Source organism: Cobetia sp. 5-11-6-3 (assembly GCF_013374055.1).
GTDB lineage: Bacteria > Pseudomonadota > Gammaproteobacteria > Pseudomonadales > Halomonadaceae > Cobetia > Cobetia marina.
On sequence record NZ_BLWJ01000006.1, the window covers coordinates 1 to 16,270 of the forward strand.

General features: G+C 63.1%; 10 protein-coding genes. 2 read left to right on the top strand and 8 right to left on the bottom strand.

Going from position 1 to position 16,270, the window contains the following annotated elements; translation table 11 throughout:
- Positions 1-956: 956 nt before the first annotated feature.
- Both HXS66_RS11335 and HXS66_RS11340 read right to left on the bottom strand, forming a co-directional pair.
- Positions 957-3,788, bottom strand: coding sequence for a heavy metal translocating P-type ATPase (locus tag HXS66_RS11335; protein ID WP_255303214.1), 2,832 nt, complete (start codon positions 3,786-3,788; stop codon positions 957-959).
- Positions 3,785-4,243: a MerR family DNA-binding protein gene (locus tag HXS66_RS11340; RefSeq protein ID WP_176503582.1), complete on the bottom strand. Its 459-nt coding sequence runs from the start codon at positions 4,241-4,243 to the stop codon at positions 3,785-3,787. Before HXS66_RS11340 ends, HXS66_RS11335 begins: the two co-directional genes overlap by 4 nt.
- A gap of 444 nt (positions 4,244-4,687) precedes the next feature.
- Here HXS66_RS11340 and HXS66_RS11345 point away from each other — a divergent pair, with 444 nt between their 5' ends.
- Complete coding sequence (locus tag HXS66_RS11345) at positions 4,688-5,941, top strand: OmpP1/FadL family transporter (RefSeq protein ID WP_240499638.1); 1,254 nt, start codon at positions 4,688-4,690, stop codon at positions 5,939-5,941.
- A gap of 169 nt (positions 5,942-6,110) precedes the next feature.
- Here HXS66_RS11345 and HXS66_RS11350 read toward each other — a convergent pair whose 3' ends face one another.
- The 6 genes from HXS66_RS11350 to HXS66_RS11375 all read right to left on the bottom strand — a co-directional run bounded on the left by HXS66_RS11350 (position 6,111) and on the right by HXS66_RS11375 (position 14,610).
- The gene (locus tag HXS66_RS11350; protein ID WP_169477284.1) at positions 6,111-7,193 is read right to left on the bottom strand and encodes a porin; all 1,083 of its coding nucleotides are present in this window, start codon (positions 7,191-7,193) and stop codon (positions 6,111-6,113) included.
- A 300-nt stretch (positions 7,194-7,493) separates the two neighbouring features.
- Positions 7,494-9,089 (bottom strand): ABC transporter ATP-binding protein, encoded by a 1,596-nt coding sequence (locus HXS66_RS11355; protein WP_218015172.1) that lies wholly within the window; start codon positions 9,087-9,089, stop codon positions 7,494-7,496.
- Between the two features lie 147 nt (positions 9,090-9,236).
- Entirely contained in the window at positions 9,237-10,160 is a 924-nt protein-coding gene (locus HXS66_RS11360) for an ABC transporter permease (protein ID WP_084207794.1), read from the bottom strand.
- Between the two features lie 14 nt (positions 10,161-10,174).
- Positions 10,175-11,101, bottom strand: a complete 927-nt coding sequence (oppB, locus tag HXS66_RS11365; RefSeq protein WP_077377715.1) for an oligopeptide ABC transporter permease OppB — start codon at positions 11,099-11,101, stop codon at positions 10,175-10,177.
- 59 nt (positions 11,102-11,160) lie between these two features.
- Positions 11,161-12,834 carry an ABC transporter substrate-binding protein gene (locus HXS66_RS11370; RefSeq protein ID WP_176503584.1) on the bottom strand — a complete coding sequence of 558 codons (1,674 nt, stop codon included), beginning with the start codon at positions 12,832-12,834 and terminating at the stop codon, positions 11,161-11,163.
- A 150-nt stretch (positions 12,835-12,984) separates the two neighbouring features.
- On the bottom strand, positions 12,985-14,610 hold the full coding sequence (locus tag HXS66_RS11375) for a peptide ABC transporter substrate-binding protein (protein WP_176503585.1): 1,626 nt from the start codon (positions 14,608-14,610) through the stop codon (positions 12,985-12,987).
- 429 nt (positions 14,611-15,039) lie between these two features.
- On the opposite strand from HXS66_RS11375, the gene prfB reads away from it, so the two are divergent.
- A protein-coding gene (gene prfB, locus HXS66_RS11380) for a peptide chain release factor 2 (protein ID WP_103751451.1) occupies positions 15,040-16,138 on the top strand; the annotation gives its coding sequence in 2 pieces (ribosomal slippage) (positions 15,040-15,114 and positions 15,116-16,138; 1,098 coding nt in all).
- Positions 16,139-16,270: the final 132 nt, after the last annotated feature.

The window sequence follows — 16,270 nt, forward strand, 5'->3', positions numbered from 1 at the left end:
CGAACTCGGAAGTGAAACCGCTTAGCGCCGATGGTAGTGTGGAGTTTCTCCATGTGAGAGTAGGTCATCGTCAGGCACTTATACTGAACCGCCCCTGCAGCCCAGCTGTAGGGGCGGTTCTCTTTGTGCGCGGAAAAAGTGATGCTCGGCAAGAGTCGTGTGCGAGACAAAAGCTGCGCTGAGTAAAGAGTGCTGAGCCGGGCGTGCTGGGAACACGCGATGAGAAAAGGTCACGCGTCCCTAGGGTAGCGTTTCTCCCTGTAAGAGTAGCGGATGGCCGCCCCGATCCTCGTCAGGCACTTATACTGAACCGCCCCTGCAGCCCAGCTGCAGGGGCGGTTCTCTTTGTGCGTAGGAAAAAGTGGTGCTCGGAGAGGTGCACGCACTGCGTGAGAGGGGAGAGATAGGAGATAGCTCTGCCTGGACGGTGTTTCTCCCTGTAAGCGTCGCGGATGGCCGCCCCACGACCGTCATGAAAAGCTCGTCAGGCACTTATACTGAACCGCCCCTGCAGCCTTGCTGCAGGGGCGGTCTGCGTTGGGGCATCGAGGTGGGCAGAGTACGGTAAAGCGGGAGGCGCTTCGTCGAGGTAGTGACGCACTGATATGCAGAACCGCCGGGAGAGCGGGTGTGGACAGGTGGGCGCCAACCAGGAAAACAAGTTGTCCACACCCCCTGGCGGCGTGAGAGCGCCCCGACTTACGAGGCAACTGTCGCTGTTACATGGCGCTGTCCCGGAAAAGCGGCAGGGTCTTGGTGGACATCGGACTCGCTAGAGGCTGACGCGAAGACGCCCTGCCACACAGTGCGTGGCAGGGCGTCTTGAGTTGCCTTCACTGATCAAATGAAGGTGCTACGGATCAGTGGCAGAGCCGTGGTTCATGACCTGGCCAGCCAGAACCACCAGACGATGGCAGCGATCAGGCCAAGCCCTATCAGGTTGACGAGTATGCAGATCATGCTGACTCTCCTTGTGGCATGGTGGAAGAATTTCCTGTGCTGTCCGTACGTGACCGAGCTGCCCCCGGGGGAGTGAACCCCCGCAGGCGGTTGGCGTTCGTCACGACCGTCACGGAAGACAGTGACATGGCCAGCCCGGCGATCACCGGCGACAACAGCATGCCGGTGAAGGGATAGAGAATGCCTGCCGCAATCGGAATGCCGATCAGGTTGTAGCCGAAGGCACCCACCAGGTTCTGCTTGATGTTGCGCAGCGTGGCCTGGCTGATCGCGATCGCGTCCGCGACCCCTGCCAGGGAGGGCTGCATCAGCGTGATGCCGGCCGTCTCTATGGCGACATCAGTACCTTCACCCATCGCGAAGCCGACATCGGCCAGCGCCAGCGCCGGCGCATCATTGATGCCGTCGCCGACCATTCCCACCACATGGCCTTCCTGTTGGAGGCGGGCGATCTCATCGTGCTTGTCATCCGGTGAGACGCCGGCACGATAGTCATCGATCCCGGTCTCACGGGCCACGGCAGCGGCCGTGTGCTGATTGTCACCGGTCAGCATGATCACCTTGAGGCCAACGGCATGCAGGCGAGCGATGGCGTCGCGGCTATCGTCACGCAGCGGGTCGGCCAGCCCGAAGACGGCGATCAATGCATTGTCACGTGCCATCAGGATCACGGTGCGGGCATTGTCTTCCAGCGACGTGATCTGCTCACTCAGCGGTGCAAGGCTGATACCTGCATCCTCCAGCATGGCAGCGTTGCCCATGCGCCAGGTGCGGCCTGCATCGTCCTGAGCCTGAATGCCGCGCCCGCTGATGGTCTGGTAGTCATTGAAGGCCTTGCTGCGCGAGGCCTCGGGACGCTGTGCTTCGATATGTGCCAGCAGCGCGGTGGCCAGGGGGTGCTCGGAGCCCCGCTCCAGGGCATGGGCGGCATCCAGCACCTCCTGCTCGCTTTCCCCCGAGACCCGATGCGTTTCAGTGACTTCCGGCTTGCCGCGCGTCAGGGTACCGGTCTTGTCGACCACGAGTGCCGTCAGGCGACTGGCGGTTTGCAGGGCCTCACCGCTGCGCACCAGCACACCATGCTCTGCCGCCTTGCCGACCCCGATCATGGTCGAGATCGGCGTCGCCAGACCCAGTGCACAGGGGCAGGCGATGACGAGAACCGCCGTCGCGACCACCAGCATATGCACGCCAGTCGGGGCGGGCCCGACGTTGAACCAGAGGAGCGCCGCGACAATGGCGATGATCATCACGCTGGGCACGAATACGCCGGAGATGGTATCGGCCAGCCGTCCGATCGGGGGGCGCGAGTTCTGCGCCTGACGCACCTGACTGATGATGCGGCCCAGGCGTGTCTCGCTGCCGATGCGCTCGACTTCGAAGACCAGACTGCCACGCGTGTTGAGCGTGCCGGCAGCCACGTCATCGCCGACACCACGTGAGACAGCCAGCGGCTCACCGCTCAACATCGATTCATCGATGTGGCTCTGTCCTTCGATCACCTTGCCATCCACCGGGATGCGCTCACCGGGGCGAATACGCACGTGGTCACCGCTGCGTACGTCGTTGACATCGATCTCGCGCTCTTCGCCCTCGCGAATGACCCGAGCGGTACGGGTCTGCAGATCCAGCAGCGCGCGCAGTGCTTTCTGTGTACGCCCGCGGGCTCTGACCTCCAGTGCCTGACCAAGACTGATCAGGCCGATGATCATGGTCGAGGCTTCGAAGTAGAGGCCTCGCGCCGCCTGGGGCACCGTCTCGGGGAAGATCAGCACGCCCATGGAATAGAGCCATGCCGCCCCGGTACCGAGTGCCACCAGCGTGTCCATGTTGGCCTGATGATGGGTGAAGGCCTTCCAGGCGCTGGTGAAGAAGCTGCGTCCTGCGGTGGCGAGCACACCCAGCACCGCGACCCCGATGGCCAGCCACACTCCACGTTCGAGACCTTCGAAGCCGGGATGATGGAAGAACATGCTGATCATCAGCGGGATACCGATGCCCAGTGACAGCACGCTGTCACGGATGCGAGAGCGATATTCCTGGTCAGCCTCTTCCTGCTGTTGCGCGTCATTGGCGCCCGGGTCTTTCACCACGCTTGCCCCATATCCCACGTCTTCGATGGCCGCGATGATCTCGGTGGTCGCAAGCTGGCTTTTGACCTGTGCCGTGCGCGAAGCGAAGTTGACCTCGGCATGTTCCACGCCATCCAGGCCATCCAGTGTCTTCTGGATAGTGGCGACACAGCTGGCGCAGGTAATGCCGGACAGCGAGAGCTCAAGACTTCCGCTATCCGTCGGGCTGGCCGGAGAGGGTTCTGCTGCCGATGGAGCCGCCGTTGCGTGATCCTCCGTGGTGTCGTCGGACTCAGTGAGATCCGCTGATGTGTCGCCCTCGGCAGGAGGTTCCAATGCATAGCCCGCCTCGACGACAAGACGTTCAAGCAAGGCTTCCGGCAGCCAGCTGGAGACCTGCAGGACATTGTCTGCCGGCGTACCGCTGACGGTCGCGGACGAATCCCAGTGCTGAATGGCATTGCGCAGCTTGGCGACGCATTTCTGGCAGTGCATGCCGTAGACGTTGATCTCGAGGTTCGCAGGGGTGGCCGGTGCTGCCGGGGTGAGCGGATAGCCGCTGTCCTGCGCCACCTTCGCCACTCCTTCCTCACCCAGCCTCGTGTGTACCAGCAGCAGCTGGGCCTGGGGAGCGCCGACCAGTTCGGCCTGATCATCCTGTGCCAGCAAGGCCTTGCGAATCCTGGTGACACACCCCTGGCAGCTGATGCCGTCAGTGTTCATCACGCTGATCGTGGCAATGGGGTCGTGGCTCATGAGGACCTCCCGGTGTCAGGGGTGTACGTTCCGTTCTCTTCTGAGGGGGGCGGGAACGATTGCCCCTCGATCAGGCAGCACACGCTGTTGCCATCCGGCACGCCGTCCGGCATGTCCTGCCAGCTCTCCATGGCATGCTCCATGCGCTCTGCCAGGGCTTCCAGCTCGCGGATGCGCTCACGCACTCGGGGCAGATGTTCCTTGAGCAGGTCTCTCACCATGGGACAGGGGGAGTCATGCTGGTCAGCCTGCTGCAGAATCTGCTTGATATCGGCAAGGCTGAAGCCCAACTGGCGTGCCTGACTGATGAACTTGAGACGTACCAGCGCCTGCTCATCGAAGCGCTGGTAGTTGTTGACGGGATCGCGCCGGGCCGTGATCAGGCCCTGGCGGGTGTAATGGCGAACGGTTTCGGCGGTGACGTTTCCTTCGCGGGCCAGTTCAGCGACTTTCATTGCATCATCTCCTCGTGATCAAGAGTGGCGGAGAGAGCATTCGGCTGCCCTGAAGGTCTGTCGGCAGCCAATGTTCCGTGAATGATCCTCAGTGTAAGACCTATGTGCAGGACATAGGTCAAGCGACCCACTACATACGAAAAACCTGATGTTCGACCAATAGGCTAGAGAGGAAGGCGAGAGCCCCGCCATGTTTTAAACGCTGGCGAACAGACGCTAAATGATCGCCAGGACATGGGGTTAGCAACACGATGACAGTGCAGACATGAATGAAAGTTCCTCAAATACTAGAAATCTCCCTATTCAAACAAACGTTCGCCCTTGACTTGAACGGGCGACTCGCCCAAAACGTAGGTGTCAGGGCTATGCATCAACGAACGATAACAACAACATGCAGCTCTCCAAGCCACCTGCAATGGGACGCCATCCATAATGAAAAACAAGATGAACAAACTCACCCTCGGGGTCGCGCTGGCAGCGGCTGCCACGGCTTATGCCGGTGGCGTTCACGCGGGGGCCTTCCAGCTCAACGAGCAGAGCGTCAGCACTCAGGGGACGTCCTTCGCCGGGCGCGCCTCGAATGCCAACGATGCTTCCACCGTCTTCGGCAACCCGGCTGGCATGTCCTTCCTGGATCGCGCCCAGATCACCGGTGGGGTGACCTATCTGGACGTCAATACCGATATCGATGTCGCCAGCGCGAATGATGCACTCGGTCGGCCAGTCTCTGGCGGAGATGACGGCGACATGGTGCCGGGGGCGGCAGTGCCTTCTTTCTATTACGTGCAACCGATGAACGATCAGGTCGCGCTGGGCTTCGGGGTCTATGCGCCCTTTGGTGTGATTACCGATTATGGCTCTGATTTCCGTGGCCGTTATTTCGCCAATTACAGTGAAGTCGAGGTGGTCACCGCCCAGCCGACCATCTCCTACCGCATCAATGACAAGTGGGCCATCGGCGCCGGTGTGACCTACAACAGCATCAAGGGTGAGCTGACGTCGAATACTGTCGATGTCGGCGCAGGGGATGGCAAGGTCAAGATCAAGGGCGACGATGCCGCCTGGGGCTACAACGTCGGGGTCATCTTCCAGCCGGTGGAAAGTACCCGTCTCGGTCTGTCCTATCGCTCCAAGGTCGACTACAGCCTGGAAGGCGAGGCCAAGTACAACAATGTCTTCACTGGCACGGGCTTCGCGAATACCGAGCAGGATGCGTCGCTGGACGTAACCTTGCCGGAAAGCATCGACTTCTCCGTGACGCACAAGCTGGATGATCGCTGGACGCTGATGGCGGGCGTGACCTGGGTACACTGGAGTCGCTTCGACGAGATCGCGGTGGAAGTCGACAACATGAACGACATCGTCGAGGAGCAGGGCTATGAGGACAGCTGGCAGTATGCGGTCGGTCTGAGCTATCAGCTCAATCCGCAGTGGGTGCTGCGTACCGGCATGGCCTTCGATGACAGCCCGACCGTGGATGAGCATCGCAGCGCGCGTATCCCGTCCGGGGATCGCACCATCTTCTCGCTGGGGGCCGGCTGGACGCCGATGCCGGAGCTGACCATCGACATGGCCTACACCTACCTGTGGGAAGAGACGGCCACCGTCAGCCTGAGCGAGCCCAACCGTGGGACCTATGAAGCCGATTACGAGAATGAAGCGCATGGCTTCGGTCTCGGCGCGACCTATCGCTTCTGAGTACGTAAGCGGCTGAAACGCTGAGCGGATCTCAGGACAACCAATACAGAAACGCCCGGTCACATGACCGGGCGTTTTTTGTTGCCCCTGCCGGAGGCCATCCGGCAGGGGCGGGACCATCGCCTCAGCGCGAGTATCGGCGGTCCGTCACCAGCGTCTGACATGACGATCAGAAGTCGTAGCGTGCCAGGAACATCAGCTGGTCGCGGTCAGCACTGTACTCGCTGCCGTCTGACTGGCGGCTGTTGTCGAAGCGGTACTCGGTGGCCAGCGTCAGGTCCTTGACTCGCCAAGCCGCGCCCAGGATCTGATAGGCGTAGCGGGCTTCGCTGTCGGTGTCTTCCAGGTGGTTCAGGCCGCCATAGAGCTCGACGCTGTCATCGCCCCAGATGACCTCCTTGAACTTGTAATTGACCACGAATTCCGCGCCGCGCGCCTTGTCGACGAAGGCTTCCGAGGAGTCCAGGGTGCTGCCGGCGATGTGGTTGCGATATTCCCCGCCGACGAGCGCGATGTACCAGTTGCCCGGCGACCAGTGACCGCCGAGCAACCAGGCATCGACATCGCCGTTCTCGCTGTTGCCGCTCTCGTAGTCGCTCAGCTCCGTATGGTGGAAGACCCCGCCCACCGTGACGTCCTCGTTCGGATGCCAGTTGAGCGCGGCTTCATAGCTGTAGTCGCGCTCATAGCCTGAGTACTCGGTCTCGGTGGTGAAGACGCCGTCCTCGAAGAGCGAGGTCTCGTTGCTGTGCTGGCCATCATGACTGAGCTGGTAGAGCAGGCCGACGGTGAACTCTCCGAAACCCTTCTTCCAGTACAGCGAGTTGTCCGGGCGTCCCGTGCCATGCAGACCACCATCTCCGCTGCGGCCTTCGAAGGTACCGGACGCCTCGCCACCATTGATCCAGAACCAGTCGGTGTTGACGGCCACCATGTCGTACCAGGGGCCATACTGCTTGCCGACCGTGAAGCTGCCCCATTTCTCGTGTGCCGCCCCAGCGTAGAGCATGCGCTTGTAGTGAGCATCGGTGCCATCCTTGAACCAGGGGTCGAAGCCCCATTCGGCCCGGATGATGGAGCTCCAGCCTTGCTGGAACTGATGCTCGTGGATCAGGCGAATCCGCGAGCCACCGTTGTAGATCTCATCGTGTGCGCCATCCTGGATCACGGCAAACGCCGCCAGGCGGCCACTGAACTCGACGCGGTCGGTATCCGTCTTGTAGACCTCGATGGCCTGAGCCATGGGGCTCATGCTCAGCAGTCCCGTGCCGAGCAGGGCTGCGCCAATCGCGTGACGCAGACGAGGGTGAGTGAGAAGGGGGATGCTGGCTGTTGTTGTAGGTTGCATCGTCATCCTGTGCATGTCTTTCCATCGGTGTGGGGAATGCCGGAGCATCCTGCTCCGGCCTCGGTCGGGTGCACGCACCCGGTTGGCAGCCAATGTCGATTCGCGTGACCGACTCGGCTGTCCTTGCCAGAGCCTTTTCTCAGGCAAAGCGGGGTCTTGATGGGCGCCGAAGCGCCCATCAGGCATGTCGTCGTGTTCAGGGTGTCAGTGGTGCGCCTGGCCCAGGTCCGGGGCGAAGGCAGCCTGCATCAATTCACGGGTGTAACGCTCACGGGGCGCCTCGAAGATGGCGTGGGTACTGCCGCTTTCCACCACCTCGCCTTCCTTCATCACGATGAGGTGGTCTGACAGTGCACGCACGACCGCCAGGTCATGGCTGATGAACAGGTACGTCAGGCCATGACGCGCCTGCAGGTCGCGCAGCAGGTCGATCACCGTGACCTGTACCGAGCGATCCAGCGCCGAGGTCGGCTCATCCAGCAGCAGGAATTCCGGCTTGAGCACCAGGGCGCGAGCGATGGCGATACGCTGGCGCTGGCCGCCGGAGAATTCATGCGGATAGCGATTGCGCATGCCGGGGTCGAGGCTGACCTCACAGAGTGCCTCACAGACCTGTGCGTCGCGTTGGGCGCGATTGAGCTCCGGATGATGCACGCGCAGGCCTTCGCTGATGATCTCGCCCACGGTCAGGCGCGGCGACAGGGAGCCGAAGGGGTCCTGGAAGACGACCTGCATGCGCGAGCGCAGCGGTCGCATGCCGGACTTGTCCAGCGCGGCGATGTCCACGCCATCGAAGTCGATGTTGCCCTGGCTCTTGAGCAGGCGCAGCAGGGCACGACCCAGCGTGGACTTGCCGGAACCGGACTCGCCGACGATGCCGATGGTCTGGCCGCGTCGGACCTCGAGATCGATGCCGCGCACCGCCTCGAAGGCGACCTTGGGGCCGAACAGCGGCCGCTTGATGGTGAAGCTGACGCGCACATCGCGTGCCGAGAGCAGCACCGGCGCATCCGCGGCCACCGCGGCCTTCTCGCCGGCCGGTTCGGCATCGATCAGCATGCGGGTGTAGGCGTGCTGTGGGTTGTCGAAGACCTCGTGGGTGGTGCCGGTCTCCAGCAGCTCGCCGTGGCGCATCACGCAGACGCGGTCCGCGAAGTGGCGCACGATGCTCAGGTCGTGGGTGATGAACAGAATCGCCATGCCGTAGCGTTGCTGCAGCGACTTGAGCAGCCGCAGGATCTGCGCCTGCACCGTGACGTCCAGCGCGGTGGTCGGCTCATCGGCGATCAGCAGGTCCGGCTCGCAGGCCAGCGCGATGGCGATCATCACGCGCTGACGCTGGCCACCGGACAGCTCATGGGGATAGCTGTCGATACGCCGCGCCGGCTCCGGGATGCCGACCTGCTCCAGCAGTTCCAGCGCCTTGTGACGGGCCGCGCGGCCCTTGAGATCACGATGCAGTGCCAGTACCTCGATGATCTGCCGTCCGATGCGATGCAGCGGGTTGAGCGAGGTCATCGGCTCCTGGAAGACGGTGGCGATACGGTTGCCGCGCAGCTCGCGCATGCGCCGCGTCGAGGCGCTCAGCAGGTCTTCGCCGCGCAGGCGGATGGCACCCTTGATCTCGGCGAGTTCCGGCAGCAGGCGCAGGATGGCGGTCGAGGTCACCGACTTGCCGGAGCCGGACTCGCCGACCAGCGCCAGCGTCTCGCCCTTGTTGAGGGTGAAGCTGACGCCCTTGACGGCGGGTACCGCGCCGTCCGGGAGCTGGAAGTCGACCTTGAGGTCATCGACTTCCATCAGCGGCGGCGTGCCCGGCGCCTCGGCCGCCAGTCCCAGGCGAGTCAGGGTGTCGGCGCGGGCCTGGTCGGCGGCGTTGCGCGCTGGCGGCAGGCTGGAGGCGGTGCCGGAGGGTGAAGGTGAAGAGGTCATGATCAGCGCTCCGGTTCAGCGAGTCTTGGGGTCGAGGGCGTCACGCAGGCCATCGCCGAGGAAGTTGAGGCAGAACAGGGTCGCGGCGAGGAAGGCCGAGGGCACCAGCAGCATCCAGGGTGCGGTCTCCATCATGTCCTTGCCTTCGGAGATCAACACGCCCCAGGAGGTCAGCGGTTCCTGCACGCCAAGCCCGAGGAATGACAGGAAGCTCTCCAGCAGGATGACCTTGGGCACCGTCAGCGTGACGTAGACGATCACCGGGCCCAGCGCGTTCGGAATCAGGTGACGCGTCACGACCTGCAGATCACGCACGCCGAGTGCATGCGCCGCCTCGACGAATTCACGCTTCTTGAGTGCCAGCACCTGGCCACGCACGATGCGCGACATGTCCAGCCACTCCACCGCACCGATGGCGGCGTAGATCAGGAAGATGTTGCGACCGAACACCACCATCAGCAGGATCACCAGGAACATGAACGGCAGCGAATACATGATGTCGACGAAGCGCATCATCAGGTTGTCGGTGCGCCCGCCGAAATAGCCGGAGACGGCGCCGTAGAGCACGCCGATCACCAGACTGACGAAGGTGGCGACCAGCGCCACCGACAGCGAGATCTGACCGCCATGCAGGGTACGGGTCAGCAGATCACGCCCGTTGACGTCGGTGCCGAAGATGTGGCCGGAGGCCAGGTCCGGGCCGGTGCCGATGGCGTTCCAGTCGACCTCGTCGAGTTCGAAGGGCGTCAGCCATGGGCCGATCAGGCAGGCCAGCACGACGAGGGTCATCACCACCAGACTGCACATGGCGGCGCGGTTCTGCTTGAGACGACGCCAGGCATCGCGGGTCAGGCTGTCGCCTGCCGGTGCCGCAGGGGGCTGGCCGTCGAAGGCACTGGCAGCGCCGGTGCCGTGGGGGGCGGGAGTTGTCTGTGACATGTCAGGGCCTCGGGTCAGTCGTCGTAGCGGATCTGCGGGTCGAGCATGCTGTAGAGCAGATCGACGATCAGGTTGAGCAGCAGGATCAAGGCGCCATAGAAGACCACCGTGCCCATCACCAGGGTGTAGTCACGATTGAGCGCACCCTGCACGAAATAGCGCCCGATGCCGGGAATGCCGAAGATCTGCTCGATTACCACGGAGCCGGTGATGATCCCGGCAATGGCCGGGCCGAGGTAGGAGACCACCGGCAGCATCGCCGGTCGCAAGGCATGGCGCAGAATCACCTTCCACTCGCTCAGCCCCTTGGCGCGGGCGGTGCGGATGTAGTGACTGCCCAGTACCTCGATCATGCTGGCGCGCATCATGCGGGCGATGTAGGCGATCTGCTGGATGGAGAGTGCCACCACCGGCAGCAGCAGGTTCTGCCAGGCGCCGCCGTTCCAGCCGCCGGCCGGCAGCCAGCCGAGCAGCACGCCGAACACCAGCGCCAGCAGCGGGGCGATCACGAAGTTGGGCACCGCGATCCCCGCCAGTGCGGTACTCATCACCACGTAATCCGCCGTCGAGTTGCGCCGGATGGCCGCGATCACCCCCAGCGGCACCCCGATCAGCAACGCGGCCAGAATCGCCCACATGCCCAGCTCCAGACTGGCCGGGAAGCCCTGGCTGATCAGCTCGCTGACGTCGAAGTCCTTGTACTTGAAGGACGGGCCGAGATCGCCCTGTACCAGATCACCCAGATAGCGGATGTACTGCATCGGCAGCGGTTCATCCAGGTGATAGGCCGCGCGCAGGTTCTGCTCGATTTCCGGCGGCAGGCGGCGTTCGCCATCGAAGGGGCCGCCCGGGGCGACTCGCATCAGGAAGAACGACAGGGTGATCACGATCAGCAGGGTGGGAATCGCCTGCAGCAACCGTTTGAGGGTGTAGCTCAGCATCCAGTGCTCCGTTCGGGCCGCTGCCCGGGTGTGTCGTTGTTATGGGTGGCTGTCATCGGTCAGTGCGAGGTGTCGATATGCAGATAGCGACTCGGGTGAACGTCCAGCGCGTTGGGGGCCCAGCCGCTGATGGCGGGGGTCACGAGGCTGGAGGTGACGTAGTCGTAGAGCGGCAGCACCACATCGTGGTCGAGCAGATACTGCTCGGCATCGTGCAGTTGTTGCTGGCGAGCATCGTCATCGCCCTCGCGCGCCGCCGCCTCGATCAGCGCATCGTAGGCCGGTGAGCTGAGCCCGGGTGCGTTGGAGGTGTTGTCGCTGCTGAAGGCGTTCAGGAAGTCGTAGGCATCGGCGATGGTCGCGATCATGCCGTAACGGCCGACCTCGAAATCGCCCAGCGCCAGATCCCGGTAATGCACCGCGGCCTCGGTATTGGTCAGCGTCACTTGCACGCCCAGTGGCTTCCACATCGCTCCGAGCGCCACGGCGATCTTCTTGTGGTCTTCCAGGGTGTTGTAGCGCAGGGTCAGCTCAAGCGGGTGGTCTGGCCCGTAGCCCGCGTCTGCCATCAGCTCGCGGGCCTTCGCCATGCGCCGGTCCATCGACCAGTCAGCGAAGTCGAAGCGCGCGCCCTGATGTTCACTCAACGCCTCGGGCACGAAATGCCAGGAGGGGATCTGGCCCATGCCGAGAATGCGCTCGGTGATCACCTCACGACGCGTGGCCAGATTCAGCGCACGACGAATGCGCCGGTCCGCCACGGGCGAGCCCTCGCGCAGATTGAAGACATAGAAGTACTCGCCGAGGATCGGGTAGGTGTGCAGGGCCTCGGCCAGATTGTCCTGAATCCAGGCGTAGTGGCTGGCGGGTACGCCGTAGGCGATCTCGACTTCACCCGCACGGAAGCGATTGAGCGCGGCATGGCTCTCCTCGATGGGCAGGTAGACCACCTCGTCGAGAGTGACGTTCTGTGCGCCGTGATAGCGCGCGTTGGGTGTCAGCGTGATATGCGACTGCGGCGCCCATTCCTTGAGCACGAAGGCGCCCGAGGTGACCATGTTGGCCGGCCGCGTCCAGTCAGCGCCATTGGCCACGATCACATGGCGTGGCAGCGGGGCGGCTTCGCTCATCGCCAGCGTCTGCGCCAGTGTTGCCGACGGATGACTGAGCGTGATGGTGAGCGTCTGCGCATCGGGCGCGGCCACGCCGAGCTGATCCGGGGGCAGCGCGCCGGTATTCACCGCGCGGGCATTGACGATCGGGTAGTAGAGGGTGGCGTTGTGGGCCGCGGTAGCCGGTGTCAGCAGGCGGCGCAGCGCAAAGACTGCATCCTCGGCGGTCAACGGCGTGCCGTCTGACCACTCAAGCCCCGCGCGCAGATGGAAGGTCCAGATCCGTCCATCGGCGGACGACTCCCAGCGCTCTGCCAGCCCGGGAATCAGCTCGCCGTCGGCGGAGTAGGCGATCAGCGGCTCGAACAGGTCACGCACGATGCGTGTCTCCCAGGTGCCACTGGTCTGCTGCGGGTCCAGCGAGCCGGGTTCGGCGCCGTTGGCGATACGCAGGATCTGTTCGTCCTGGCTTGCGGGGCTTATGGAGCTTGTGGAGCTGGTGGAGCTTGTGGCTTGTGCGGCCATGGCACTGCTGGAAGCGCCAAGGGAGAGGGGAAGAACGGACAGCAGCAGGCCTGCGCCGAGGCTTGCCGCGCATTGCATCGAGGAAGTGGGGGACATGCGTCGACTCCTTGTCACGCCCGTGGGGCGCGACGGCATCTTCTGGTGCCATCCTTGGCAGATGCCACGCGGCCGCCCTGGTGGACAGCCGCGTGAACCCATGACATTCGAGAGAGCGGCGAGCCTGGTCAGAGGCTCAGCAGGCTCGCCTCACTCGGAGAACGAGACCCAGCGCGAGCGGTGGATATCCTCGATGTTGCCCTGCCAGCCGCTGAGCTTGGGATTCACCAGGTTGCGTGACACGTAGTAGTAGATCGGCAACACGGCGTAGTCATCCAGCGCCTTGCGCTCGGCGTCCTGCATCAGGGCCTCTCGGTCATCCATGTCGAGGGTATCGGCGGCCTTTTGCATGTCGTCATCCAGCGCCTTGTTGGAATAGGCGCCGTAATTGTTGGGCACGCCGGTTTCCAGCAGGTTGAGGAAGTTCTGGGCGTCGTTGTAATCGCCGATCCAGCCGGCGCGACCGACATCGAACTTGCCCTGGCGCATGTCCTCGTAGTGCACCGCGACCTCGGCATTCAGCAGATTGACCTTCACGCCCAGCGGCTTCCACATCGCGGCGGCGGCAATGGCCACCTTCTTGTGGTCTTCGCTGGTGTTGTAGCGCAGGGTCAGCTCCAGCGGGTTGTCCGGGCCGTAGCCGGCGTCCTCCATCAGAGACCTGGCCTTCTGCATGCGTTCATCCATCGACATGTCCTTGAAGGGCATCTCCTGGATGTCGTAGTGGTTCACGCCGGTGGGCACGAAGCTGTAGGCCGGCACTTCGCCGGTGCCGAGAATCTTGTCGGTGATGATGCTGCGGCGGATGGAGAGGTTGAGCGCCTCGCGCACCCGCGGGTCTGTCGTGGCATGGCCGTCGCGTGAATTGAGCACGTAGTAGTAGATGCCCAGGTAGGGCGCGACGTGGGTGGCGTCCGGCAGGTTGTCCTTCAGCCAGCCGTATTGCTGGGTGGGGAATTCGCGTGCGATGTCGATCTCGCCGGCGCGGAAGCGCTTCAGGGCGCTGTTGCGCTCCTCGATGGGGTAGTAGATCACCTCATCCAGCGCGACCTCCTTGGCATCGTGGAATTCAGGATTCTTGAGCGCGACGATGCGGGTCTGCGGCTGCCACTCGCTCAGCTCGAAGGCGCCGTTGGAGACCATCTTGCCCGGGTCGGTCCAGTCCTTGCCGTACTTCTCCACCACATGTTTCGGCAGCGGGTAGGCGGTGTAATGCGACAGCTGGTCCAGGAAGTAGGGCGTCGGGCGCTCGAGGGTGATCTCGAGAGTGTGGTCATCCACGGCTCGCACGCCGAGGGTATCCGGCTCGGCCTCGCCGCTGTTGATGGCCTTGGCATTCTTGATCGGATACAGGATGTAGGCGTAATCCGAGGCGTTCTCGGGTGTCATGATGCGCTTGAGCGCGTACACGAAGTCCTCGGCGGTCACCGGCTCACCGTCTGACCATTTGCCGTCCTGGCGCAGCGTGAAGGTATAGGTCTTGCCGTCATCGGAAATCTGCCATGACTCGGCCGCGCCGGGGATGCGCTCGCCATCGGCGGCTTCGGTGACCAGCCCCTCGAAGAGATCGCCCACCACGTCATTTTCCCAGGTGCCGGAGATCTGCTGCGGGTCCAGCGAGGCCGGCTCCCCCATGATCGCCAGCTTGAGCGTATCGGCCATGAGGCCCGGGGAAGCGGCGATGCTCCCGGCCAGCAGCAGAGAGCTTGCCAGTCGCTTGAGCGCGAAGCGCTTGGGGAGGGCCGGCGCATGAGACGAGGAGTGCAGTAGTGCCATGGTAGGGAGGCTCGCTATTGTTGTTAGGGGGAATACGAGTGATGCCTTCTACCATCGAGTCTTTTCCTGCCTGCTGTCCATGTTAAAAAATGGATAGCTCATGCATGCATTCGATGATCGCCATGCAAGGCACGGAAAATCGGGCGTTCCGGGGCTGACAGCCGTTTGAATGACTTTGGTCGCAGTCGCATGGAAGGCAGGCAGCTGCCGGCTGGCGGGCAGCGTGACGGATACCCGAGAGCGTCCTTCGGCCACCTGGCCACGGATGATGGGGCGGGCATGGTCGCCACGCCGGGAAATGGCTACAATATCGGGCTTCGCGCGCTGTCGATCTGCGCAGGTGTCCAGTGGACAACGTCTCGCAGGCTGTCCCCTTCGACAGGGCTGTCGCGCCCCATTCACGCATCATCGCCTCAAGACAGGACGACCATGCAAGAGATCAATCCGATCACCAACCTCATCAAGGACCTGTCCGAAAGGGCAGAAGTCCTGAGGGGGTATCTTTGACTATGCCGAAAAGCAGGATCGGCTAGAGGAAGTCACTCGCGAACTCGAGAATCCGGATGTCTGGAATGACCCGGAATACGCGCAGAAACTCGGCAAGGAGCGTGCGTCGCTGGAGCTGGTCGTCAAGACCCTCGACGACATGAGCAACGGCCTGTCCGACTGCGCTGACCTGCTGGAGATGGCGGTCGAGGAAGAGGATGAAGGCACCGTGGACGAAGTCGTCCGCGAGCTGGATCAGCTCAAGGCCAGTCTCGAGAAGCTCGAGTTCCGCCGGATGTTCTCCGGTGACATGGATGCCAACAACGCCTACCTCGACATCCAGGCCGGCTCCGGTGGTACCGAAGCTCAGGACTGGGGCAACATGCTGCTGCGCATGTACCTGCGCTGGGCCGAGCATCACGGCTTCAAGACCGAGATCGTCGAGGCGAGTGCCGGTGAAGTCGCGGGCATCAAGTCCGCCACCATTCACATCGAGGGCGACTATGCCTTCGGTTGGCTGCGCACCGAGCTGGGTGTGCACCGTCTGGTGCGCAAGAGTCCCTTCGACTCCGGCGGCCGTCGTCACACCTCGTTCGCGTCCGTGTTCGTGTCGCCGGAAATCGATGACAACATCGAGATCGACATCAATCCGGCCGATCTGCGCACCGATACCTATCGCTCCTCCGGTGCCGGTGGTCAGCACGTCAACACCACCGACTCCGCGGTACGTATCACCCACATCCCGACAGGGATCGTGGCGGCCTGCCAGACCGAGCGCAGCCAGCACTCCAACCGTGACCGCGCCATGAAGATGCTGAAGGCGCGTATCTACGAAGCCGAGATGCAGAAGCGCAACGCCGCCAAGCAGGAACTCGAGGACTCCAAGTCCGACATCGGTTGGGGCAGCCAGATCCGCTCCTACGTCCTCGATGACCAGCGCATCAAGGACCTGCGGACCGGTGTCCAGTCGAGCAACTGTGACAAGGTGCTCGACGGCGATCTCGATGACTTCATCGTCGCCAGCCTCAAGATGGGGCTCTGATCGCGAGGAGACTCGCGAACCAGCGCCCATTCGCCTCCGCCGGTATCGCCGGCGGAGGCCACGAATTCCCGAATCGCGATCAGTCCTGATGCGCTATCCCCAGGCTGATCTTGATCTGTCGTGGCTTTGGCC